The sequence below is a fragment of the Helicobacter sp. 11S02629-2 genome (assembly GCF_002272875.1).
Classification (GTDB): domain Bacteria; phylum Campylobacterota; class Campylobacteria; order Campylobacterales; family Helicobacteraceae; genus Helicobacter_I.
In genome coordinates, this window is sequence record NZ_MLAN01000003.1 from 33,781 (window position 1) to 56,745 (window position 22,965).

At 36.8% G+C, this 22,965-nt stretch carries 20 protein-coding genes; 13 read left to right on the forward strand and 7 right to left on the reverse strand.

What is annotated here, in order from left to right:
- Positions 1 to 79 precede the first annotated feature (79 nt).
- From BKH40_RS02890 to exbB, 8 genes are all read left to right on the forward strand, one after another.
- Entirely contained in the window at positions 80 to 901 is an 822-nt protein-coding gene (locus tag BKH40_RS02890; protein WP_095276800.1) for a peptidyl-prolyl cis-trans isomerase, read from the forward strand.
- A 12-nt stretch (positions 902 to 913) separates the two neighbouring features.
- A complete protein-coding gene (locus BKH40_RS02895; RefSeq protein WP_095276801.1) occupies positions 914 to 1,837 on the forward strand; it encodes a class II fructose-bisphosphate aldolase in 924 nt (307 codons plus the stop codon).
- Positions 1,838 to 1,860: 23 nt separating this feature from the next.
- Positions 1,861 to 3,108 (forward strand): glucose-6-phosphate isomerase, encoded by a 1,248-nt coding sequence (locus tag BKH40_RS02900; protein WP_095276802.1) that lies wholly within the window; start codon positions 1,861 to 1,863, stop codon positions 3,106 to 3,108.
- 15 nt (positions 3,109 to 3,123) lie between these two features.
- The gene (locus BKH40_RS02905; RefSeq protein WP_095276803.1) at positions 3,124 to 4,023 is read left to right on the forward strand and encodes a tRNA pseudouridine synthase; all 900 of its coding nucleotides are present in this window, start codon (positions 3,124 to 3,126) and stop codon (positions 4,021 to 4,023) included.
- A complete protein-coding gene (locus BKH40_RS02910; RefSeq protein WP_095276805.1) occupies positions 4,017 to 4,265 on the forward strand; it encodes a carbon storage regulator in 249 nt (82 codons plus the stop codon). Before BKH40_RS02905 ends, BKH40_RS02910 begins: the two co-directional genes overlap by 7 nt.
- On the forward strand, positions 4,265 to 5,104 hold the full coding sequence (locus tag BKH40_RS02915) for a hypothetical protein (RefSeq protein WP_095276807.1): 840 nt from the start codon (positions 4,265 to 4,267) through the stop codon (positions 5,102 to 5,104). The genes BKH40_RS02910 and BKH40_RS02915 overlap by 1 nt, the downstream gene beginning before the upstream one ends.
- Positions 5,104 to 5,568 carry an SsrA-binding protein SmpB gene (smpB, locus tag BKH40_RS02920; RefSeq protein ID WP_095276809.1) on the forward strand — a complete coding sequence of 155 codons (465 nt, stop codon included), beginning with the start codon at positions 5,104 to 5,106 and terminating at the stop codon, positions 5,566 to 5,568. The genes BKH40_RS02915 and smpB overlap by 1 nt, the downstream gene beginning before the upstream one ends.
- A 69-nt stretch (positions 5,569 to 5,637) precedes the next feature.
- Positions 5,638 to 6,135, forward strand: a complete 498-nt coding sequence (gene exbB, locus BKH40_RS02925) for a TonB-system energizer ExbB (RefSeq protein ID WP_095276811.1) — start codon at positions 5,638 to 5,640, stop codon at positions 6,133 to 6,135.
- A gap of 460 nt (positions 6,136 to 6,595) precedes the next feature.
- Here exbB and BKH40_RS02930 read toward each other — a convergent pair whose 3' ends face one another.
- From BKH40_RS02930 to BKH40_RS02955, 6 genes are all read right to left on the reverse strand, one after another.
- Entirely contained in the window at positions 6,596 to 8,149 is a 1,554-nt protein-coding gene (locus BKH40_RS02930; RefSeq protein WP_095276813.1) for a hypothetical protein, read from the reverse strand.
- Between the two features lie 451 nt (positions 8,150 to 8,600).
- Entirely contained in the window at positions 8,601 to 9,440 is an 840-nt protein-coding gene (locus BKH40_RS02935) for an outer membrane beta-barrel protein (protein ID WP_095276815.1), read from the reverse strand.
- Between the two features lie 9 nt (positions 9,441 to 9,449).
- Positions 9,450 to 10,655, reverse strand: coding sequence for a hypothetical protein (locus BKH40_RS02940; protein ID WP_095276817.1), 1,206 nt, complete (start codon positions 10,653 to 10,655; stop codon positions 9,450 to 9,452).
- Positions 10,645 to 11,445 (reverse strand): outer membrane beta-barrel protein, encoded by an 801-nt coding sequence (locus BKH40_RS02945; RefSeq protein WP_095276819.1) that lies wholly within the window; start codon positions 11,443 to 11,445, stop codon positions 10,645 to 10,647. The genes BKH40_RS02940 and BKH40_RS02945 overlap by 11 nt, the downstream gene beginning before the upstream one ends.
- Positions 11,435 to 12,418 carry a hypothetical protein gene (locus tag BKH40_RS02950; protein ID WP_095276821.1) on the reverse strand — a complete coding sequence of 328 codons (984 nt, stop codon included), beginning with the start codon at positions 12,416 to 12,418 and terminating at the stop codon, positions 11,435 to 11,437. Before BKH40_RS02950 ends, BKH40_RS02945 begins: the two co-directional genes overlap by 11 nt.
- Positions 12,415 to 13,269: a hypothetical protein gene (locus BKH40_RS02955; protein WP_095276823.1), complete on the reverse strand. Its 855-nt coding sequence runs from the start codon at positions 13,267 to 13,269 to the stop codon at positions 12,415 to 12,417. Before BKH40_RS02955 ends, BKH40_RS02950 begins: the two co-directional genes overlap by 4 nt.
- 132 nt (positions 13,270 to 13,401) lie before the next feature.
- Between BKH40_RS02955 and BKH40_RS02960 the strand changes: the two genes are divergently transcribed.
- Together BKH40_RS02960 and ileS are read left to right on the forward strand one after the other, a co-directional pair.
- Entirely contained in the window at positions 13,402 to 13,899 is a 498-nt protein-coding gene (locus tag BKH40_RS02960; protein ID WP_095276825.1) for a peptidylprolyl isomerase, read from the forward strand.
- A 14-nt stretch (positions 13,900 to 13,913) separates the two neighbouring features.
- On the forward strand, positions 13,914 to 16,664 hold the full coding sequence (gene ileS, locus BKH40_RS02965; RefSeq protein WP_095276986.1) for an isoleucine--tRNA ligase: 2,751 nt from the start codon (positions 13,914 to 13,916) through the stop codon (positions 16,662 to 16,664).
- 329 nt (positions 16,665 to 16,993) lie between these two features.
- Here ileS and BKH40_RS02970 read toward each other — a convergent pair whose 3' ends face one another.
- On the reverse strand, positions 16,994 to 17,692 hold the full coding sequence (locus BKH40_RS02970; protein ID WP_095276827.1) for a uroporphyrinogen-III synthase: 699 nt from the start codon (positions 17,690 to 17,692) through the stop codon (positions 16,994 to 16,996).
- 114 nt (positions 17,693 to 17,806) lie between these two features.
- Here BKH40_RS02970 and BKH40_RS02975 point away from each other — a divergent pair, with 114 nt between their 5' ends.
- The 3 genes from BKH40_RS02975 to BKH40_RS02985 all read left to right on the forward strand — a co-directional run bounded on the left by BKH40_RS02975 (position 17,807) and on the right by BKH40_RS02985 (position 22,566).
- Complete coding sequence (locus BKH40_RS02975) at positions 17,807 to 18,892, forward strand: Mrp/NBP35 family ATP-binding protein (RefSeq protein ID WP_095276828.1); 1,086 nt, start codon at positions 17,807 to 17,809, stop codon at positions 18,890 to 18,892.
- A 448-nt stretch (positions 18,893 to 19,340) separates the two neighbouring features.
- On the forward strand, positions 19,341 to 20,741 hold the full coding sequence (gene clcA, locus BKH40_RS02980) for a H(+)/Cl(-) exchange transporter ClcA (RefSeq protein ID WP_095276830.1): 1,401 nt from the start codon (positions 19,341 to 19,343) through the stop codon (positions 20,739 to 20,741).
- Positions 20,742 to 21,093: 352 nt separating this feature from the next.
- On the forward strand, positions 21,094 to 22,566 hold the full coding sequence (locus BKH40_RS02985) for a DASS family sodium-coupled anion symporter (RefSeq protein WP_219350148.1): 1,473 nt from the start codon (positions 21,094 to 21,096) through the stop codon (positions 22,564 to 22,566).
- The last annotated feature ends 399 nt before the right edge of the window (positions 22,567 to 22,965 follow it).

A 22,965-nucleotide genomic window follows, 5' to 3' on the forward strand; every position in this document is an offset into this window, starting at 1 on the left:
AGCAAAAACATAATTTTGCATCATTAAAGTATTGTATCATTTAGAATCTAAATTCTAAAAACACCTTGGAGCAGACTATATGAAAAACAAAATGTTGAAATGCACTCTAGCATTAGCCATGGCTGGGACACTAGCTTTAAACTTTGCAACTGCAAGAACTCTTGCCACAGTTAATGGAACTGTTATAGATGATAAGATTTTTGAAATGATTAAAAAGCAAAATCCAAGATTTAACTACGATGCACTATCCCCTCAAGAGCAAGGCAAAATCCTAGATCAACTAATAGACACAGTTTTAATATCAAATGAAGCCAAGAAAGAAAAGCTTGATGAAACTCCAGAGTACAAACAAGCCGTTAGTCAACTTTTAGTCCAACTTTGGATAGCAAGTGTTGCTAAAAAAGTACCTGCTGTAACTGAAGCAGAAGCTAAAAAGTTCTACAATGATAATAAATCCAAATTTGAAGAACAAAAAGCTACAGCAAGACATATCCTAGTATCAACTGAAGCAGAAGCTAAAAGCATCATAGATCAGCTAAACAAACAGCCTAAAACTAAAGTAGAAGATAAGTTTAAAGAGCTAGCAAACCAGCTTTCAATTGACCCAAGTTCAAAACAATATCAAAATGGTGGGTCTTTAGGTGAGTTTAACCTAAACAGTATGGTGCCAGCCTTTGCAGATGCTGTTAAAGATATGAAACCTAAAACTTACACTAAAACTCCAGTTAGAACTCAGTTTGGCTACCATGTCATCTATCTAGATTCTATTAAAAAACCTGAAGTTGTAAGCTTTGATGAAGCTAAAAACGAGATCATGCACAATCTTAGAGAAGTTAAAGTTCAACAAATCGTTCAAGACAAGGTGAAAAAATTCCGCGATAGTGCAAAAATTACATACTAAAAAGGACTTTTAATGTTGGTATTTGGACATGAGATCTTAGATAAGGCCAATAAAGAAAACTACGGCGTGGGTGCTTTTAACTTTGTAAACTTTGAGATGCTTAACGCCATCTTTACTGCTGCAAATATCGCTAACTCTCCTATATTTGTACAAGCAAGTGAAGGTGCTATAAAGTATATGGGCGCAGATATCGCTGTAAGTATGGTTCAAACCCTAGCACAAAGATATCCGCACATACCAGTTAGCTTACATCTTGATCATGGGACTAGCTTTGAATCTTGTAAAAAAGCCATAGAAGCAGGCTTTAGCTCAGTTATGATAGATGCATCTCACTATGACTTTGATAAAAATTTAGAGATGACTTCAAAAGTAGTGGATATGGCACACTCTTATGGCGTAAGTGTAGAAGCTGAGCTTGGGCGTTTGATGGGCATAGAGGATAATATATCAGTTGATGAAAAAGATGCAGTTTTAGTCAATCCTGATGAAGCAAAGGTTTTTGTAGAAAAAAGCAAGGTTGACTTTTTAGCCCCGGCAATTGGCACAAGTCATGGTGCTTTTAAGTTTAAAGGTGAGCCAAAGCTAGACTTTGAAAGACTAAAAAAGGTAAAAGAGCTAACTAAGATTCCATTAGTTTTGCACGGTGCTAGTGCTATACCTGATTACGTAAGAGAAAGCTTTATAGAAAGTGGTGGCGAGCTTGGTAATAGTAAAGGAGTGCCATTTTCTTTTCTGCAAGAAGCAGTACGTGGCGGTATCAACAAAGTTAATACTGACACAGACTTAAGGATAGCTTTCATGGCTGAAGTTAGAAAAGTAGCTAACAATGATAGATCTCAGTTTGATTTAAGAAAGTTTTTTACACCTGCCCAAGAAGCTATGGTAAAAGTCATGGTTGAAAGAATGGAACTTTTAGGCAGTAGCAATAAGATATAAGCTTATAGATAAAAGGTTAAGTGATGATAGGGTTTAAGCAGTTTTTTCCAGAGAGTTATGAGAAAAAAGACTTAGATTCTGTCTTTGATAAGATAGTAGCTGAAAAAGATACTGACATCACTGGCTACTATAACTTACCTTTTGAAACCAAAGCCCTTGATGATACAGCCGCTTATATTAAAAGAAATGCAAACATCTTAAGTACTCTCTCCCACATAGTCATAATTGGCATAGGTGGAAGCTCTCTTGGCATAAAAGCACTAGATAATATGCTTTATCACCTGCCTAATAGAAAAGACATCTCTTTAAAGTTTTTAGAACACACTGACCCAGTTAAGATAAAAAAGTCTATAAAAAAGATAAAGCTTCAAAGCACACTTTTTATAGTCATATCTAAAAGTGGTACTACTATAGAGACAACCTCTCTTATGAAGTATGCTGTGCATACCTTTTCTTTACTTGACAAAAACCTCAAGCAACGCCTTTTAGTCATCACTGATAAAGATTCAAAGCTTCATGAGTGGGCTAAAAATCACGAAGTAGAACATGTCTGCATAAAGCCTAATATCGGTGGGCGATTTTGTGTCTTAAGTAGTGTTGGAATCTTAGCCTTAGAACTGCTAGGCTATGATGTTAATGCCATCTTAAGAGGCGCTAGAGTTATGGCTACTAACTTTTTTGAAAGACGCGAAGAGCACATACTACAAAAAGCACTCTTTATGGCCAAACACGCCAGCACTTATAGAATCAATATCTTATTTTCCTACTCAAGTTCATTTAGCGATTTTAATCTTTGGTATGCACAACTTTGGGGTGAAAGCCTAGGTAAGATAAACAAAGATGGCAAAAATATAGGGCTTACGCCTATTGGCCTTATAGGGAGTATAGATCAGCACTCATTCTTGCAGCTTATACTTCAAGGGCTAAAAGATAAAACTGTGACTTTTTTAGGCATACATAAAGATAGCTACAGTGAGCCTTCCATACCTGATATAAACTTTAAAGAGTTAGAAAATACTAACTTTGTTAATGGTATCTCTTTTGCAAAGCTTTTAAGTGCCCAGCAAATCGCCACCATGCAAACCATAAAAGAAGCTAACATCCCTTTAGATTCTATAGAGCTAGATCACTTAAATGAAGAAAGTGCAGGATCACTTATAATGTACTATGAACTGCTAACTTCAGCCGTTGGCTGCATCTTTGATATAAACACTTACAATCAACCAGCAGTAGAGTTAGGAAAAGCCAAACTAAAAACTATACTAAACTAACAAAGGCTAAGATTAATGCTAGCCCTTGCTTATAAACCGCCTAATATTTCAAGTTTCTACTTTGCAAAGCTTGTCAAAAAAGCTTTAAATAAAGAAGGCTTTGCTATAGATAAAGTAGGCTTTAGTGGCACACTAGATCCTTTCGCCAAAGGGCAGCTTTTGCTTGCTTTTAACTCTTATACTAGATTCTTATCTCATATAGAAATGCCTTTTAAAACCTATAAAGCCACCATCTTTTTAGGACTAGAAAGCAAGAGCTTAGATACTGAAAACATCACTAGCTTAAAAGATGAAAAAAAGCTAAAAAAAGACTTAGTTTTAAAAACACTGCATGAGTTAAATGGCACTTTAAGCTACACTCCTCCTAGCTTTAGTGCTAAGCTAGTTGATGGCAAAAGAGCTTATGCACTAAGCAGAGAAGGAAAAGAAGTAAGCTTAAAAGCCGCTAGTATGGAAGTTTCTAACTTAAAGCTACTAAACTACACGCACCCTTTTTTAAGCTTTGAAGTAAGTGTCAGCAAAGGAGGCTATATAAGAAGCCTAAGCGAGATAATCTGTGCTAGATTACAAGTAAGTGGTGCCCTTTGTAGTCTAGAACGCCTTAGTGAGGGAAGTCTTAGCTATGAAAGTAAGCTTAAAACCAATAAGCCTATAAGCCTAAGTATAAATATGCCTAGTAGTTATGGCATCAAGCAAGACATAAAACTCTTGCCCCTAGACTTAGAAAAGACACTGCCATATGTTACAATTAAGCTTTTTAGTCACGAAGATCTCGCCTTAAATGGCGCTAAGTTCAAGTTAGAAGACAAAGAAGCTGGAATCTACCTAGCAGACTTTGGAAAAAGCTTTGGTCTCATAGAAGTAATGGAAAACAAAGAGATTAGATATATATTAAACAGGATAGGCAAATGCTAATTTTATCTAGAAAACAAGAAGAAAGTATAGTCATAGGCGATGACATAGTACTAAAAGTCATAAGTATAGATAGAGGTAGCGTAAAACTAGGCTTTGATGCACCAGTAGAGACCCTTATCCTAAGAGCTGAGTTAAAAGAAGCCATAAGTAGTGAGAACAAAAAAGCAAGCTCGCTTTCTCCAGAAGATGAAAAAAGCCTAAATGCACTAGGGGCACAGATAAGCAAAGGGCATAAAAGCTAATGTCTAGCTTGCTGCTTTATGCCTACCCAAAAGTAAACATAAGCCTTAAAGTAACTGGCTTTGATGAAAAAGCCAAACTGCACAAAATAGATTCTAGGATGCACCTTGTGACTGATGGCATTTTTGATACTTTAAGTTTTAGTAAAGATACTAGTTTTAGTCTTAGTGGCTTTAACTTTGATATGGAATCTAATCTTATCTATAAAGCCTATAAACTTCTAAAAGATAGCTATGACATCCCGCCTTACAAGATAGCTGTTAAAAAGTGCATACCTTTTGGCGCTGGGCTTGGTGGAGGTAGTATCAACGCAGCCCTTACTTTGCTAGCATTAAACTACCTTGAAGCCTTAAAGCTTCCTTATGAGACTTTGCTAGCTCACGCTAGGACTTTGGGCATGGATGTATGCTTTTTTATCTGTATCTATACTCAAGCTGGCAAGTTTGAGTTAGTAGACTTTAAGCAAAAAGATCTTTTTTTAAGTGCTAATGCTTATAATTTTGGAGATATCCTAAGCCCCTTTCATGAACCAAGCTTTAAGATAAAACTCCATACTAATCACATATCTTGCAACACTGCAAGCGTATATAAGGAGTTTAATCACTCTTTTAAAAACTCTAGCCATGATAAAAAAGACTATGAAAGCTTAGACTTAGATTCCAAAACTAACCTATCTCCTTATATATTAAAAAGCTTCTCCAATCTAAACGACCTAGAAGCCCCAGCCTTAAAACTCTACCCTGAGTTAAAAGAGATAAAAGCTAGTCTTATAAAAGAGTATAAAGAGGTTTACTTTAGTGGTAGTGGCGCAAGTTTTTTTAGTCTAGAAAGGGCAAAGTGATGCAAGCTAGTAATACAAAAGTTATCAAAAATAAAAAAGCTAACTTTGACTACTTTATCCTTAGTACCCTTGAAGCAGGTCTTGTGCTAGTTGGCTCTGAAGTAAAGGGCATAAGGGCTGGAAGGTGCAACTTAAAAGATAGCTTTATTAGAATCATAAATAATGAAGCTTGGGTTTTTAACATGCATATAACCTACTCTGCTACTACTAATCGCTACTTTATGCCAGATGAAAAAAGGGCTAGAAAGCTACTTTTACACAAAAAAGAGATAGATAAGCTTTTTGGATCTGTAAGCACCAAAGGACTTGCCCTAGTCCCCTTACAAATCCACTTTAACAAAAAAGGCAAGGCTAAGATGCTCTTTGGACTAGCTAGAGGTAAAAAAGAGTATGACAAAAGAGAGACTTTAAAGAAAAAGACCCTTGATAAAGAAGCCGCCCAAGCTATGAAAGACTACAAATAGATAAGAACATATAAATACTTAGTAGAATATAAGCTGCTGTAAAAACTTAAACAAAAGGGATATAACCAAATGCAAAACATCATAGTTTATGCTCATATCATAGACTACTCTATACTAGCGTTTTTGGGATTTCTAAGCATAGTAGTTATCGCCATAGCTATAGAAAGAGTGTGGTTTTACTCTATCATCCGTCTTGATGACTATGATGATAAAAGAGAGCTTGAGCTAGACTTACATAGACGCCTAACACTAGTTGCAACTATTGGGTCTAATGCCCCCTATGTAGGCTTACTAGGTACAGTAGTAGGGATAATGATAACCTTTTTTAATATAGGGACTAATGCAAACATAGACACTATAAGCATCATGAGTGGACTTGCCCTAGCCCTAAAAGCTACAGCACTTGGGCTAATAGTAGCCATCCCTAGCATAGTGTTTTATAACCTACTTTTAAGAAAAGCAGATGTGATAATGACAAACTGGGACATCTATAAAAACCCTCCTACAACTAGCTCCAAAGAAAGACCAAAGCTAAAAGAAGATGAAACAAAGTATAAGCTTAGCTAGCTAAAAGGCCTTTTTAAGCCTTGCATCAAGAAGGCATAAACTTAGTTTAAGTCTTAGCTTCCACGCCTTGACGCTAAAGTTGTGTAATTTAATATGGCAATCTTAGCTTCTGTCATTATGAAAAAAAGGCACAACCTTCAATGTGGCATAGCTATATTAATACAACCTCTAAGCCTTACGCCTTAATGCCTAATAAAAATTTTATATGAATATATGATTAGCCCTATTGGCCTAGGATAGTTTTGGTACTTACTTCTATTTATACTATGACTATGCTAGGAGACTAAAAGATAGCGTGGTAATAATGTATTTTAGATTCTATAAAAGATGTTTTTATGTATTTGTAAAAAGCACATGATAGTAAGGACTATTTATATCATAAAGATAAAAGTATTTAGAAGCCTTAAAGGCAGACTAAGTCTGCCTTTAGATGTTTGATGCAAGGGAGTTAAACTAAACTCTATAGTGTGAATCTTGCTTCAAAGTAAGCTCTCCACATCTGCATATCACCAAGTATTTGAGAGTACTCAGCTGTAAAGCTTATACCTTTTTTATACTTAAAGACTACTCTTGGAGTTATCTCAAAAAGACCTTTGTTATTAGTATCTATAGAAGAGTAACGATAAGTTTTCTGATCATTACTTATACCTCTATTAGCCTGTGCTTTTTTAAGTAAAGGCATGTTAGTTTTACCTTTTATGTAAGCTAAGTCAAGACCAACAGTTACTGGTTTGATAGGTGCATAGTGAAGTTTAGCATAGGCTACATTTATAGAAGTTCCTTTTTTACTACCAGCTCCAGTAAAGTGAGTACCTTCTAGATAGGTAGTATAGCTTTGCCATAGGCTTCCAGCTGTTTTAAATGTACCATTTGCAAGGCTCACACCATAGCCCTGCCCAAAGCTACCCATGAAGCCTATAGTACCACCAGCACTTTGTTTTTCTAAGAAGTTGAAGTTTAAGTTAGCTTGGATGTTATAAAGACCAGCGTTTTTAGCCCAAGCAACACTTTGTGCTTGACCTGCTATAGGTCCACTTAGCAACTCCTTATTAGCATTAGCAGCATCACCTGTAGCCCCACCTACTTGGAACTGCGCGCCATCATTTAGGTAAAGATAGCCTAGCTGACCATAAACATCAAAGCTAGCTTTATCTTCCATAAACCCTAGCTTATATCTAGCATCAAGATAGCCTATATCTACTAAGTGAACTGCTTTTAAGTAGGTAGCTTCAAAGCTTAGACCTTTTACAAAGCTACCACTATTAGCAATTGATACACGGATAAGGTTGTTGCCTATACCAAACTGAGTGGCACCTGCTTTGGTAGCTGTATCCCAGTTTCTAGTTAGTAAAGACTTATAGATATTATCAGTTACCCAACTATCATAGTAGGCAAGTGAGAACTGTAAGCCTGAAAGATCGCCTTTATACATACCACCAAGACCATAGTCTGTGCTTTGGTTAACTAAGGCACTACGCATATTCATACGACCTAGTACTATCTCAGACTTTAAAGGACCCGCATCTAGGTGATAGCCAAAGTTAATGTTTGAAAAGTTAAAGGCATCACTTACACCTCCACCATTAAACCTTATAGCACGAGAACCTTGTACGCTACCATCACTAGTGCTATTATCTGGAGCTGTAGTACCTTGAGACATATAGATACCTACTTGAGCTTGGAATCCATAAAGTCTAGCTGAAGTAGCATCTAGCTTTATCATAGTTTGCCAAGCATTACCCTTAGCGTCATTTCCTCCAACAGAGACTTGTCTAACAGCGGCAAATCCTGTGAACTTAGACTGTCTTATAGCCTCTATCACGTCGTGGTTTTCAGTAAACTCTCTAACTGGGGCACTTAGGTTACTTTCAGCGTTAACCCTTTCATCAGCCTTTGGGTTTGTATACCTAGTATCTTCAGCAGCGTGTAAGAATCCAGCTCCTATCATCACACCAAGAACTACACTAGTTACTATTTTGCCTTTTTTGTTACTCTTTAGTAGGTTGCCTTTCATACTAAAACTCCTTCTAATAATTAATGTAAACATTATACAAACAAAACGAAAAAAATGCCATATTAATACTGCATTTACTTTTATAAATTGAAAAATATAGAGAATAAAGCAAAAAGTAGCAAATAATATAAAAAATAGCATATAAAAATAAAAACTTTTTTAAAATAGGTAAAGTATCATTAACTAAATGTATCATTCTAGAAAAATGAAGCATACAAAACTAAGTCTATCTAGTCTATAACTTAAGCTTTTTTGGAATCTATAAGTGAAAAGATTAAGCAACTACTAGTAACAGATATAAACACCACTCTAGAAAAAACTGTTACGATAGATGCAGTTACTAGATGCTGTGCTTTGAACTAAAAGTATATGGGTTTTATGAAACAAAAAAATATAAAATATGCAACAGCTTAAAAACGCCTATGAGATATATCCTTATATAACTACATCACTAAAAAACATAGCTATAGCTGATAAAAAGAACAGGAGAGCGATAAAAGGTAGAACCTTCTGAAGCACTATCTGCCTTTGCAAAGCCCGGAAGCTCTAAGAAAGCAAAGGGGATGTTGTAGTAAAACTCGATTCTATTTTTATTAAAAAGAGTTAGGCTGATGCCTAGATTAAAAGAGTAGTCCACTTGGAAGTTATAGTCCCAGATAAAAGGACGTGCTTTGTAGTTAACATAAGTTCTATAATACATCGTGCCTATATTTATCCCTGCAAAGCCACCAAGATAGTGCTTATAGTTATAGTTTAGTGGAAACTCAAAAAGTACATCTGCACTAAGACCTGCTAAGGCATAAAAAGATTCTAGCTGGGCATCACTTAAGGCTGGTGTTTTATCACCACTACCTACATTATAAAGACTAACACCACTTAGTGGCAAAGAAGCACTCATAAAGCCTGTTAGCCTAGCACCAAAGTACTGATTAACAAAGCCTAGATAGCCAGCCTTCATGCCAAATAAAAATGGAGAAGCTATAGCTAGCTTTTTGGAATCTTGCGTGTAGAGATTAACAAAGCCTATATTAGCACCTACAAAAAAGCCACTTTTAGCATCAGCGTCATCATAGATTTTCTGCAAGGCATTTCTAGTGGCAAAGTCGTTATCTTTTGGGTCTATATATACCTCATGAGGAAGGCTTGGCTTATAGTCACTTCCAAGCTCTAGCTTTAGCTTAGCTATATCCGTAGTTAACTCATTAGTTGCACTAGATTCTTGTGTGCTTTGTGGCTTTAGTGCATAAAGGGCTCCAAACAAACTTAGTGCTATAAAGATATATCTTATCACCCTAGCCTCCTAAAACTTATAAGAGTAGCTAGTCGCATAAAGACTATCAAAAGAAGCACTTGTGCTAAGGAAGGGCACGCTCCACTCTAGATTTATCCTATTATGCTTATAGACTAGGATGCTAAGTCCAAAAAAGGCACTTGGTGTAAAGTCTTCTAAAGTGTTTTTGCCTAAAGATACCCCTCCATATATACCTACATCATTACTTTCAAAAAAGCTTTGCCCTATTTCTTGCAAGGCAGCAAAACGTAAATCTATACTATAAAAGTTAGAAGCCAAAGTAAGATTACTAAAACCTCTAACTTCCGCAAAGAAGGCTTGTCTTGGGGTTATATAGCTTATATAGCCTACATTTAAACCCAAAAAGTTAGAATCTAAACTAGCTATCTTTGAAAGATTAGCAAGGTAGCTTATGCCAACGTAGTAGCCACTTTTATCTTTAGCTTTAAGCTGCTCTAATACACCTAAGTCTTTATAGTAAACTTGTGCCCTTAGCATATATCTTTCTTTCTTAAGCTCGTGAATCTTTCTAGCCTGCTCTAAGCTTAAAACCTCATAATCTTTATCTTCATCACTTTTAAAAGATTCTATATCTTTTTGAAGTTTAGCCTTATACTCTTCTTCAAGTGCCTTCCTCTCTGCTCTTTTTTCTGGGATCTTTACGCCCTCTTCTTGCTTTTTAGGCTTTTCTTTAACACTAGCTTTACTAGATGCTTTTTTATCTAGCTCGCTTTTAGATTCCATATCACTTGTATCAGTGCTAGGCTTGCTAGCTTGGCTTGGTTGCTTCAAGTCTTTGCTATCTTTAGTTACACCCATAAAAGGAATGCTAGTCATGTTTACAAAATCATTACCAGTAGTGCTAGTAGGCGTGCTAATCTTAGAGTCTTCTAGAGGATTATTACTAACTGGCAGTCGTTGCACTAAAGGAGGCTTTGCTTTTAAGTTTTCATCTATATTTTTTGTGCCATTGCCTTGGTCGCTAGGGCTTAAAGCAGTAGGGCTTTTTATAGCGGCTGGTTGGATTTGTGTCTTAGAGGTATCACTTTTATTAAGACTATCTTCATTAAGCCCACTATTATCAAAGCTTCCTGTGCTAGGGTTTGGGTCTATAAAGCTATCAGCCACTAAGAATCTAGATTCTAGATTTTTAACTCCACTTGCAAAAGCCACGCTAGCACTTACTAAAAGTAAAGACATCAACTTAAAACGCATAGCTATATCCTAGGTCTATATTTAATGGGGAGGCAAAGTCTGCTTGTCTAAAGTCGCTAGTTACGCTTAAGCGTCTTGTGACAAAGGTCCCATAGTAGTAAAAGATCTTACCTATCCTAAAAGAGATTCTATGTCTATCAAAAAGCAGCAAGCTTGCTTCTAGGTTGACATTAGCACTAAGGCCTTTTAAAGAGTCCCAGTACTCATCACTATACTGCATATAACCTATGCCATAGCCAGCACTTAAGCCGCCTTTTACGCGTTTGCTTAGTGGTATATCTGCCATTAAGTCTAGGTTTATAGAGGCTAGATTTAAGCTAGTATCTACAAAGCCTCTAAGATTTGGCAAGGAGAAGAATTTATCAAGTAAGTTGCTAGCATAAAGATTATCCACATATACTCTTATGCCAAAGTAGTTGCCATAAGTGCCTAAAAAGTTTTGATAGCCTAGCTTTATGTTGATATTAGGAAGGGCGTGCTTATTATCCCTGACACTAGTTAGTGTTACTCCAGTTAGCACACCTATAAAAACTTGCGTTTTACTAAGACCTGCATCTACATTTTTAGCTATAGAATCTTGGTCTTGATACTTTGAAAAAAGCCCACCTTGAAGCTTGTATCTTTGGTTAGTATCATCTGGGGCTATGGTATTTATATTTTCTCTGTTTTTTATAAAACTATCTACATTGGCATTAGATGTATTAAGGCTAGATTCCACGCCAAAAGAAGCACTTAAAGAAGCTAGGACCAAAAGGCTTAAAACTACCTTGATATCTAGTCTAGAAAACATAGGAGTATCCTAGGCTTGGTACTATAAAGTAAGTAGAAAAGTTAGTTAAGTTAATAGGTGCTAGCACTTTAGTGCCAAGCTCTATTCTTTGCTTTTTAAAGACATAGATTAAGCCAAGATTTATACTACCACCTAGCTTAAAGCTAGAATCTTTAGTGCTACTAGCTAGCATATTGCCAAGTCCTAAGCCTAGTGCTAGCTCTATGCCTTGCTCTTTTTTATAAGCAAAAGGAAGATGTACTAGCAAGTCAGCATTACCCCCAAAGTAGCTTATATAGCCTGCACCAAAGTTTTGCACATAGTTTATATATAACCTATAACCAACTGGGCCATTAGGAGTAAAAAGCCCAAGTCTACCACCCCCTTTTAGATTCACAAAGCCCGCTACTAGCTCTAAGCCTGCATTTAGCGGTTTGTTAGCCTTAAGGTTTAAGTTACCACCTACAAAAAAGCCGCTTTTAAGCTCACCTGCATCAACTGCAGTTATAAGCCTAGCTATATCGCTATCATAGTACTTAGCATAGTATCTTATGTACTTATAGTACTTTGGGTCTAGGTTGTCATAGTCTATATTGTAAGGATTAGCCTCTTGCATGAAGGCTTTAGATAGGTTTTGATTGACATTTTGTATTATGGATCTAGGCTTTAAGTTAGTAATGCTAGGCTGTGTTATATCATCATAGTTTGAAGAGTTATCTAATATAGGCTGCGTTTTAGTAGAGTCTATGCTATCAGCTTTTAAAGGCTTACTAGATTCTAAGGCTTTGCTATCTTTTAAAGGCTTGCTAGATTCTAAAAGATTAGAACTAGCTGGCGTATCTAAGTCTATAGAATCTTTAGGGCTAGCAGGCTTACTAGAGGTATCACTAGATGCTGTGCTAGGGCTAGGCTTTAAGCCTATATCAAACGGTGCTGCACCAAGCTTAGTTAGCACAAGTAGTAAAGCTATACAAAGCAGGCTTTTTTTTATCATCTGCAGTGGCTGCTTATATTTGGACTTTTGATTTGATTAAACTTAGTGCTTTCACAGACAAACTTATAAACACTTTGGTTACTAACTAGCCTAGTTTTTTCACCTCCATAACTAGCCTTGCTTAGTAGACCTAAAAAGTTCCCATCCTTTGCAAAAAGTGGCAAGGATAAAGCATCTTGCTTTTTAAGCAAGTCTTTAAAGTCTTCTTTTTTCATAAATAAGGAATCATCTAAACTGATAGCTGGATAAAGAGCTATATCATCTTTACTATCTTTATTGTTACTTGCATCTTTTACTAGAGTGATATCTTGGCTAGATTTACTTATATTAAGCCCATATTTTACATTTATGCGTTCATGATAAAAGCTTTCACTTCTAGGAAGGCAGTTTATATCAGTGTAAGCTACTGGTGCAAGTAAGCTAAGGTTAGTATCTAAGTCATTAGCCACAGTTTCAAAACGCGCCACACACATCAAAGAGTGGGCTACGTCATCTTGCATCCTAGCTTTTATGGTCTTAGCAAAGCTATCGCTTTCATTAACCAAAGAAGCCGAGCTTAGCACATAGCCATCTTGAAGTAAGATTCCATAGCCTCTTTTTTGGACGCCATTTTTAAAGAAGACATTAAGCACAACTACTGAGTACACAAGTGGATTTTCACTTTTAGGTTTAGATAAAGACTTAGCAGTGTTTTTATTAGTAGTAAAGATTTCTTTTACAAAAGGCTTAGAATCATAGCTTCTTTTAATGTTTTCATTAGGCGTGGAAAATAAGTCATGAGACTTAGGCAAGATGCTTTCCCCACCAAAGGCTACACCTAACATGACTAGTGCTAATAGAGACTTTTTCATGGCTTCCTATCTTTGTATTTAATGTCGCAAATTTGCTAGCTTTTGACCTATCATTAAGCCGTGTCTTGCCTGCTTTGATATCGCCCTTTTATGATAAAATTGTATCTTATCACATTTTTAAAAGGCTAAGTTATGGAAGATTTAAAAGAATACAACCTTACTGAAAAAGAACTAAATGAACTGCAATTTGCAAACATATATACAAACAAAGGTGTTATAAAACTAAAACTTTTCCCTGAAAGTGCACCAAACACAGTAGCTAACTTTGCAGACCTTGCAAAAAAAGGCTTTTATAATAATCTTAAATTTCACCGTGTTATCCAAGGCTTCATGGCACAAGGTGGCTGTCCTCACGGCACTGGCACAGGAGGGCCTGGCTATAAGATTAAATGTGAGTTAAAAGGTAATCCTGTAAAACACCTAAGAGGCACTATCTCTATGGCTCACGCTGGACGTGATACGGGCGGAAGTCAGTTTTTTATCTGCTTTGTGCCTTGCCCTCATCTTGATGGTGAACACACCGCCTTTGGCCGCATAAACCCAGATGATGAAGCTAGCCTTAAAACGCTAGATTCCATAAAGCAAGGTGACACCATAGAAAAAGTAGAAATCCTAAAAGAAGAAGCCTAATTATGAGTGAGAAAATCGACTATAAAGATAGTTTAATCCTACCTAAGACTAGCTTTCCTATGAAAGGAAGTCTTCCTCAAAATGAACCCTTAGTCTATAAAAAGTGGGATGGTTTTGCCTATGATAGGATGCAAGAGTTAAGACAAGAAGCAAAAGTTAGCTTTAACATTATAGATGGCCCTCCTTATGCTAATGGGAATCTTCACATAGGTCACGCACTTAATAAGATTCTAAAAGACTGCATAGTGAAAATCCACTACTTTAATGGCGAAGCTATCAAGTACACCCCGGGCTGGGACTGTCACGGCTTGCCTATAGAGCAAAAAGTAGACACCACACTGCAAGAAGAGAAAAAAAGTGCTACTAAGATAGAGATGCGTGAGCTTTGTAGAAAGCATGCTGCTAAATACGTAGAGATACAAAAAGAAGAGTTTAAAAGCCTTGGGATCATAGGTAACTTTGCACATGCTTATAAAACTATGGACTATAAGTTTGAATCTGATATCTATAAAGTGCTAATAGAGCTTACACAAAAGGGCTTACTAGCCCAAAGAAGTAAGCCGATTTATTGGAGTTGGGCTGCAAGAAGTGCCTTAGCTGATGCTGAAGTTGAGTATAAGCCTAAAAAGTCTAACTCAGTTTATGTAAGTTTTAAGCTAGATGAGACTTCTAAGACTAAACTTGGTCTTAGTAAAGATGCAAGCTTTATCATCTGGACTACTACGCCTTGGACCCTGCCAAGCAATGAAGCTATAGCCTTAGCAGAAGATGAAGCCTATACACTCACAGAAGATGGCTATATAGTAGCTAGCAAACTCTACTCTGCCTTATTAGAAAAAGGAATCCTAAAAGGTGCAAAAGTAAAAGAGTTTAACTCCAAAGAGCTAGAAAACCTAAAAGCTATCAATCCACTAAATGATAGAGAAAGCCTAGTGGTTTTAGGAAGCCATGTAAGTATGGGTGATGGTACAGGTGCTGTCCACACTGCCCCAGGTCATGGTGAAGATGACTACTATGTCTGCTTAAGATACAAGCTTCCAGTTATCATGGCAGTAGATGATACTGGCTGCTTTGATACTCAAGTAAAGTCTTTAAAACTATTTAGAGATGATGTAGTAGATGAGTTTGTAGGCATTCACATCTATAAAGCTGAAAAGAAAATCTTAGAGCTTTTAGGCACTAGCCTTTTAAATCACACTGAGATAACCCACTCCTACCCTCACTGCTGGCGTACTAATAAGCCAGTGATTTATAGAGCAACTACTCAGTGGTTTATACTTATGGATGAGCCTTTTATGGAAGGTAAGACTTTAAGGCAAGTAGCACTTGATGCCTTAAATGATGTTAAGTTTTACCCAGCTAGTGGGGAAAATCGCCTAAGGACTATGATAGAAAATAGGCCTGATTGGTGTATATCAAGGCAGAGATCTTGGGGTGTGCCTATAGCTTTTTTTATAGAAAAAGACACCAAAAAAGCCCTTTTAGATCTAAATGTGCTTAATCACATAGCAGCCATCTTTGAAAAAGAAGGAACTAGTGCTTGGTGGAGTTATGAGACAAAAGACTTACTACCGCAATCTTATAAGCACTTAGCACCTAACTTAGAAAAAAGCATGCATATACTTGATGTATGGTTTGATAGTGGAAGTGTATGGTACGCTACGCAAGATAAAAAATATGATGCAGGAAACTATCCTGCTAATCTTTACCTTGAAGGAAGCGACCAACATAGAGGCTGGTTTCAAAGCTCTTTAATCCTAAGTGCAGCACTAAAAGGAACCACACCTTTTAAAACCCTACTAACTCACGGCTTTACCCTTGATGAAAAAGGCGAGAAGATGAGTAAGTCTAAGGGTAATGTCATAGCACCAGAGACTGTTTCAAAGACTTTAGGAAGTGAGATAATAAGACTTTGGGTAGGTTTATCTGACTATCAAGGAGATATTAGAATCTCTAATAACATCTTAAAGCAAGTTAGCGATAACTACTTAAAGATAAGAAATACTTTGCGCTTTTTACTAGCTAACACTGAAGGCTTGAGTGAACTTCATATGAATCACTTAAGCGATATAGATAGATGGATACTAGCTAAGGCTAATGACACTTTTGAAAGCGTATGGGAAAGCTTTTTAAACTATGACTTTTCAAAGGCTTTTCAGATTCTAAATGCTTTTATAACAGTAGAGCTAAGTGGTATCTATCTTGATTTGTGCAAAGATAGCCTATACTGTGATAGTCCAGCTTCTAACAAAAGACTAGCCATACAAAGCACTATGTGTCTTATAGCGAGGCGTATGCTTTTTACCCTAGCGCCGTTTTTAACCTACACTGTTGATGAAGCCTTGACTCACGCAACACCTTTAGTGAAAAATCATGCAACTGATGTCTTTAGTCTAACTAAGCAAGAACTAAACTTTACTCTAGATGAAAAGACAAGAACTAAGCTTGATATCTTGCTGCAAGCTAGGATGCTTTTTAATGAAAGAGTTGATGGTCTTAAAAAAGACAAAGTAGTGAAATCAAGCCTTGAGTTAAGTATAGAATCTAACTATACAGAGGGTGATTTAGAAGGGTTTTTGATGACTTCTCATTTTTCTAAAGATGTTAAAAGCGAGCCACTTTTTAGCTTTGAAGTAGAAGGCTTTAACTTTAAGGTTTATAAAGCCAGTCTTCATAAATGTCCAAGATGCTGGCAGTTTAACGCTACTTCTGAAGACAGCCTTTGTCCAAGATGTCATAAGGTGCTACAAAACGCCACTTTTTAAACATAAGGCTTATGCCATGTGCTTTAAAGCAAAAAGCTTTTTAGCACTCTGTGCTTAGTCATAGTCTTTTATATTTTTATTTTATTGCCACAGTTTGTCTTTGATGATCTATGACAATGACATAAAAGCAAGCTATCTTTTCTTTACCAACCCTATGTGCTCCCAAAATGTCATGCAAGCATCATGGATTAAAAACAAAACGCTTGTTTTAGTTAGAAAAAGTATAAAAAGAAAGCATTGGAATATAGAATCTAGAAATACATGATTAGCATGACTATTAAAACACTTCTAGTATTAATATATAAAAAACTATCTATAAATTTAATCTCCTAATCCCTACTAGTTTCTATCTCCCTAGCAAGGCTAAGACACTCACTAAGACCATTTTTACAAAACACCCTTTTGCTTTTTAGACACTTACTTAAAGCACTAAAAGTAGTAGTGCCAATTGCTAAAGCATAAAAGTCTTTTCTCCATCCAAAGACGTTATAAAAACTTTCAAAATGACTTGGCGCACTAAATATAAAAATACTATCTTTTTTAAAAAGGCTATTTAAAGGAGTAAGCTTTAAAACCGGACTTTGCTTTCTAAGGCCTGCTATATAAAAAAAAGGGCTTTTTACACTTTCATAAACTACTACTTCTTTAAGCCTAGATTTCTTAAACACTTCCTTAGCATCAAAAGCAGTCTTGCTAGCCCTTAGATATAAGATGCTTTTATCTTTTAGGCCATCTTTTAGGGCATCTTTTAGCTCTTTTATCCCACCACTCCCACTAAAGTAGACTTTTAAGCCAGCCTCTTTGCAAAATTTGCTAGTTTTTTTACCTACACTTAAGATTTTTAGCCCCTTTAAACATTCAAGATTATTAGAATCTAAAATCCAAAAGAGTGCATACTTTGAAGTAAGTAATAAGTACTCATACTCCCTAACATCGCCAAGATTAGCCTTTAGATAAGCTATCTTTAAAAGTGAAAAAGAACAAACTTTAGGGCTATCATCTTTGCCATGTTTTAGTAAGTAAATCACTTAAAGCCCTCTTGTTTAGTTTTAATTTATAGGTAGTTTATGATACTCTTTTTGATGTTTTTATAGAACAAATTATTATAAAATGAAACAAGATCATAATTTTAAAGGATTTAAATGATAACGCAAGAGCAAGTACTCGCCGTACTAAAAACTATTATATATCCCGGATTCCAAAAAGATATAGTGAGTTTTGGCTTTGTAAAAGATATCACTTTGCAAGACTATAGCCTTGCTTTGAGAGTTGAGATACCTTCATCTAACCCAGCCGTTGCAAAAGAGCTAGAAGATAGCATAAAAGCAGGTCTTGATAAGCTAGGCATAGAAAATGCAAATATAGATATAAAGATGCCTTCTTTAAAGCAAGAGACAAAAGCACCAATTAGTGCTAAAAATATAGCACCAACCATCAAGCACTTTGTCATGATAAGTAGCGGTAAGGGAGGCGTTGGTAAAAGCACTACTAGTGTAAACCTTGCTATCTCCCTAGCTAAAAGTGGACTTAAAGTTGGCTTGCTTGATGCTGATATCTATGGGCCTAATATCCCTAGAATGATGGGTATACAAGATATGCAGCCAGGTGTTAGTGAAGATGGTAAAAACTTACTTCCTATACAAGCACTTGGAATCTCAGTTATGAGTATAGGGCTTTTATATGAAAGTGCTGAAAGCTTAATATGGCGTGGGCCTATGGTTATGAGGGCGATTGAACAGATGTTAAAAGATGTAGTTTGGGATGAGTTAGATGTCTTAGTTATAGACATGCCTCCGGGTACTGGAGACGCACAACTTACCTTAGCACAAAATGTCCCAGTAAGTGCAGGTGTCAATGTAAGCACACCTCAAGCTGTAGCTATAGATGATGGTGCGCGTGCCCTAGATATGTTTAAAAAGCTAAACATCCCTATCTTTGGTGTAGTTGAAAACATGAGTGGTTTTGTCTGCCCAGATACTAATAAAGTCTATGACATATTTGGAAGTGGCGGCTGTGATAAGCTAGCAAGTAACTTTGATACTGAAGTAGTAGCTAGAATCCCACTTCAGCCTAGCATCGTTACAAGTAGTGATGATGGAAGACCTATAAGCTACTATAGTCCAGACTCTTTAGCTTCTAAAATCTATATGAACCTAGCAGATAAGCTAATAGATTTTCTAAAAGACATCACTCCAAGTAACGCCACCATCCAGCCAACAAACAACTAAGTTTTATACCCAACTCACACATAAAAGGCTTTTTCTTAAAAGCCTTTTATATCTTAGACCATAGCAATATTAAGTAAGCTAATATTTTACGTATTATCACCCTAGAGATAAAGCTTGATATCCAAACTCAAAAAAAGCACGAAAAAAGTTAACATCTTTTACCTACATTAGCCCCTTTATAAATAACTTTTATCAAAAACTAAAAAGTATTGACAAACTTTAAGCATAAATTAAAATCTTGGTAGTAACATAGCGGGCATATCGGCATTATTTAACATCTCAAAATATTTGCATTATCCAAAGTCTGACTTGAGTTTATAACTAAGAGTTAAAAGTTATGAAAAACCTTTATGGAATCTAGATTCCATAAAGATAGAATCTGCCTTCTATCTTGCTTAGCAAATCCTAGCTCAAGTTACTACTCAAAGTTACTAGGAGCACTAAGTTTATGAAAACCCGCCCACAAGAAAACAGCATCTCAGATCTTCGCAAAAAAGTAGTTATGCGCCGCATGTTGCAACGTGGCAGCACGCCCATTGCTACTATATTAATGGCAGCTGTTGTAGGAATCCTAACTGGTTTAGTATCAGTTGCGTTTAACAAACTCTTACACCTTGTGCAGACTTTGAGGGTAGATTCTATCCACCACTTCGCAAAAGATAGCATAACTATATGGATAGTAGCTTTTTGCTTTTCTGCAGTGCTTGCTATGATAGGCTACTTTTTAGTTAGGAAGTTTGCACAAGAAGCAGGAGGGTCAGGTATACCAGAGATAGAAGGTGCACTAGCAGAGCTTCGCCCTGTTAGATGGTGGCGTGTTTTGCCAGTTAAGTTTATAGGAGGGCTTGGGACTTTAGGCTCAGGCATGGTCTTAGGTAAAGAAGGCCCAACCGTACAAATAGGTGGCAATCTAGGTCGCATGGTCTTAAGCCTTTTTAGAGCTAAGGGTGGAGAAGACCGCCATACTTTGCTTGCAACTGGTGCTGCAGCGGGTCTTTCAGCTGCCTTTGATGCACCCCTTGCTGGCATACTTTTTATAATCGAAGAGATGCGCCCTCAGTTTCACTACAACTTCATCTCACTAAGGGCAGTTTTTACAGGCGTCATCATGTCTAGTGTCGTTTTTAGATACTTCAACGGCGAAGCCCCTATCATAGAGATAGGCAGACTTTCAGATGCCCCTGTTTATACTCTTTGGCTTTATCTAATCCTTGGCATAATCTTTGGTCTAATAGGCCCAGTGTTTAACACAATAGTGCTTAAAGCCCAAGACTTATTTCAAAAGATACACAAAGGTAACACTATCAAATGGATAATCTTTGGAGGCTTTATAGGTGGGTTTTGTGGAGTTTTAACCTTAGCACTTCCTGAAGTAGTAGGTGGAGGCTTTGAGATAGTACCACTAGCTATAGCTGGCAAATACAGCGTGCTATTTTTAATAGTCATCTTTATCATTAGGGTTTTTACAACTGTGCTTTGTTTTTCTTCAGGTGCACCAGGTGGGATCTTTGCTCCTATGCTAGCACTTGGCACAGTCTTTGGCACAGCTTTTGGCTTAGTTTCTATGCACTTGCTACCTAGCTATCACTTAGATGCAGGTGTGTTTGCCATAGCTGGCATGGGTGCTTTGATGGCAGCTTCTGTTAGAGCACCTCTTACTGGGATAGTTTTAGTTTTAGAGATGACTGCTAACTATCAACTAATACTACCTATGATAATTACTTGCCTTGGTGCCACACTAGTTGCCCAGTTTGTTGGTGGTAAGCCACTTTACTCAGCCATCCTTGCTAAGACTATAGCTAAGCAAGATGCCGAGGCTGCTAGAAGGATAAGTGCACATGTTGCTTAAGACTTTTGCCTAGGTTTTGTAAATATGGAATCTAAGACTATAAAAAGCCTAGCTTTTTGTAGTTACAAATCTCATATTCTACCCCCCCCCAAGCCCCTTAAAAGTCCCATATGAACTTAAGCACTAGATTCTATCCTTTAGATATAAATGTAACTTTTTTACTCTTTTCAAGTCATATTTAATAAAAAATAAAGTCTATAAAAGCTAGCAAGAAGTAGAATCCTACCTAGTGTTTTTTATCCATTCCATAACTATGTCTTATAGTGCAAGCCCAATATTCTTAAGTACCTACAAATAAGCTTTTAACTAAAGGCTTATTTCGCCCTACTTTTACACAAGGAAAACTTTTAGCATGAAGCAAGCATCCGCCAAATCAAAAATCATAAAAATGATCATAACTATCCTAGTAGGAATAGTAATCTTTGTCTTGCCAACTCCAGAAGGCTTAAGCGTGCATGCGTGGGGCTATCTAGCCTTATTCATAGCACTTATAGTTGGTCTTATCTTAGAGCCTATAGCCCCAGCCTTATTAAGCCTTATAACCATAGCTATAGCCATACTTTTTAAGATAGGACCAGTAGGCACAGAGTATGGACACGTAAACGCACAAACTGCAGTACAGTGGGGACTTAGCGGCTTTGCTAACACTGTAGTTTGGCTTATCTTTTCAGCTTTTATGATAGGTATAGGCTTTACTAAAAGTGGATTAGGAAGGCGTATATCTTTATATCTAGTTAGCAAGCTTGGTAAAAAGACTTTAGGGTTAGGCTACGCCATAGCTATAATTGATGGAATCTTAGCGCCCTTCATCCCAAGTAATGCCGCTAGAAGTGGCAGCATGTACCCCATGATATCAAGCATACCGCCTATGTTTGATAGCACGCCTGAAAATAACCCTAGAAAGATAGGCTCCTATCTTGCCTATACTGCTTGTGCTGCAGGCTGCGTAAGTAGCTCTATCTTCCTAACTGCTTCTTCTTCTAACTCCCTAGCCCTAGCTTTTATAAGTAAGGCTGGCATGGTGGTGCCTAACTGGCTAAGCTGGTTTGTGGCCATGTTACCAGTTAGTATCATCCTTTTTTTACTAACTCCTTTGCTAGTTTACTGGTTTTACCCACCTACCCTAAAAGGCTCTCCTGAAATAGTCACTTGGGCAAAAGATGAGTTAAAAAGTGTAGGCAAGATGAAAAAAGAAGAATACTTCATGCTCCTTATATCAGTAGTGGCTTTAGTTCTTTGGATAGGTGGAAGCTACTTTCACATACACTCAACTACAACAGCCCTAGTAGTTGCTATAGCCATGGTTATCTTAAAAGTTATCACTTGGAATGACTTCTTATCCAACAAGCCCGCGTGGAATGTTATGGTCTGGCTTGCTACCTTAGTCACCATGGCAGGAGGGCTAAAAAATGTAGGGTTTATAGAGTGGATATCAACTAAGTTTGATCATCTTTTTATAGGCTTCCCTCCTTTTGTAGCCATCATTGGCCTACTACTTCTTTTTAGCTTTCTTCGTTACTTTTTTGCTAGTAATACAGCCTTTGCCACTGCCTTTATGACCATCTTTGTAATACTTGCTCAAAGCATCCCGGGTACTGACCCAGTAAAAACTGTGCTTTTTTTAGTACTACCTATGGGCTTTGTTGGAATCTTAGCACCTTATACTACAGGGCCAACTACTGTGTGGTATGCAAGCGGATATATTAAATCAAGTGACTTTTGGCGTCTTGGTATAACTTTTGGCATGCTTTATCTAATCATCTTTATGGTCATAGGCATGCCTTATATCAATCTTATCTATCCTTATCTTAGCTTTGCAAGGTAGTAAGTTTTTATAAAAGTAGATTCTATGGCTTAATGGAATCTACTTCTTCTCACAAGCTAGGCGTTGATATAAAGTCACGCCAATCATATATTTAAAAAACTTTTCTGCCTCTATGGAATCTAATTTTTAGATTCCATATCTAAACAATTTCTTTTTTTTATAAATGATTATTTATATATTTTTTCTTTCAAGACAAGGCTTAGCCCGTGGTTTTTTTTTTTTTTTGAAAAAAGGGAATAGACAAAAAAGGGGGAGAAAGAGAGAGAAGAATAAAGGGGCTTAATCCCTCTTCACTCCCCTTAGCTTTTAAAAAGCCTTTCTTTAAAAAGTCTCACAAGTAAGTAAAACTATCTCAAGAAAGCCTTGCTTTTATCGTAATCAAAGGAAAGATGAAAGCTT

Bases quoted from the DNA above. Each gene is read 5' to 3' on its own strand.
- BKH40_RS02910 (WP_095276805.1), top strand. From the start codon at position 4,017: ATGCTAATTTTATCTAGAAAACAAGAAGAAAGTATAGTCATAGGCGAT.
- BKH40_RS02950 (WP_095276821.1), bottom strand. From the start codon at position 12,418: ATGATAAAAAAAAGCCTGCTTTGTATAGCTTTACTACTTGTGCTAACT.
- exbB (WP_095276811.1), top strand. From the start codon at position 5,638: ATGCAAAACATCATAGTTTATGCTCATATCATAGACTACTCTATACTA.
- BKH40_RS02940 (WP_095276817.1), bottom strand. From the start codon at position 10,655: ATGCGTTTTAAGTTGATGTCTTTACTTTTAGTAAGTGCTAGCGTGGCT.
- clcA (WP_095276830.1), top strand. From the start codon at position 19,341: ATGAAAACCCGCCCACAAGAAAACAGCATCTCAGATCTTCGCAAAAAA.
- BKH40_RS02915 (WP_095276807.1), top strand. From the start codon at position 4,265: ATGTCTAGCTTGCTGCTTTATGCCTACCCAAAAGTAAACATAAGCCTT.
- BKH40_RS02930 (WP_095276813.1), bottom strand. From the start codon at position 8,149: ATGAAAGGCAACCTACTAAAGAGTAACAAAAAAGGCAAAATAGTAACT.
- BKH40_RS02975 (WP_095276828.1), top strand. From the start codon at position 17,807: ATGATAACGCAAGAGCAAGTACTCGCCGTACTAAAAACTATTATATAT.
- BKH40_RS02955 (WP_095276823.1), bottom strand. From the start codon at position 13,269: ATGAAAAAGTCTCTATTAGCACTAGTCATGTTAGGTGTAGCCTTTGGT.
- BKH40_RS02890 (WP_095276800.1), top strand. From the start codon at position 80: ATGAAAAACAAAATGTTGAAATGCACTCTAGCATTAGCCATGGCTGGG.
- BKH40_RS02960 (WP_095276825.1), top strand. From the start codon at position 13,402: ATGGAAGATTTAAAAGAATACAACCTTACTGAAAAAGAACTAAATGAA.
- BKH40_RS02895 (WP_095276801.1), top strand. From the start codon at position 914: ATGTTGGTATTTGGACATGAGATCTTAGATAAGGCCAATAAAGAAAAC.
- BKH40_RS02900 (WP_095276802.1), top strand. From the start codon at position 1,861: ATGATAGGGTTTAAGCAGTTTTTTCCAGAGAGTTATGAGAAAAAAGAC.
- BKH40_RS02945 (WP_095276819.1), bottom strand. From the start codon at position 11,445: ATGTTTTCTAGACTAGATATCAAGGTAGTTTTAAGCCTTTTGGTCCTA.
- smpB (WP_095276809.1), top strand. From the start codon at position 5,104: ATGCAAGCTAGTAATACAAAAGTTATCAAAAATAAAAAAGCTAACTTT.
- BKH40_RS02985 (WP_219350148.1), top strand. From the start codon at position 21,094: ATGAAGCAAGCATCCGCCAAATCAAAAATCATAAAAATGATCATAACT.
- BKH40_RS02905 (WP_095276803.1), top strand. From the start codon at position 3,124: ATGCTAGCCCTTGCTTATAAACCGCCTAATATTTCAAGTTTCTACTTT.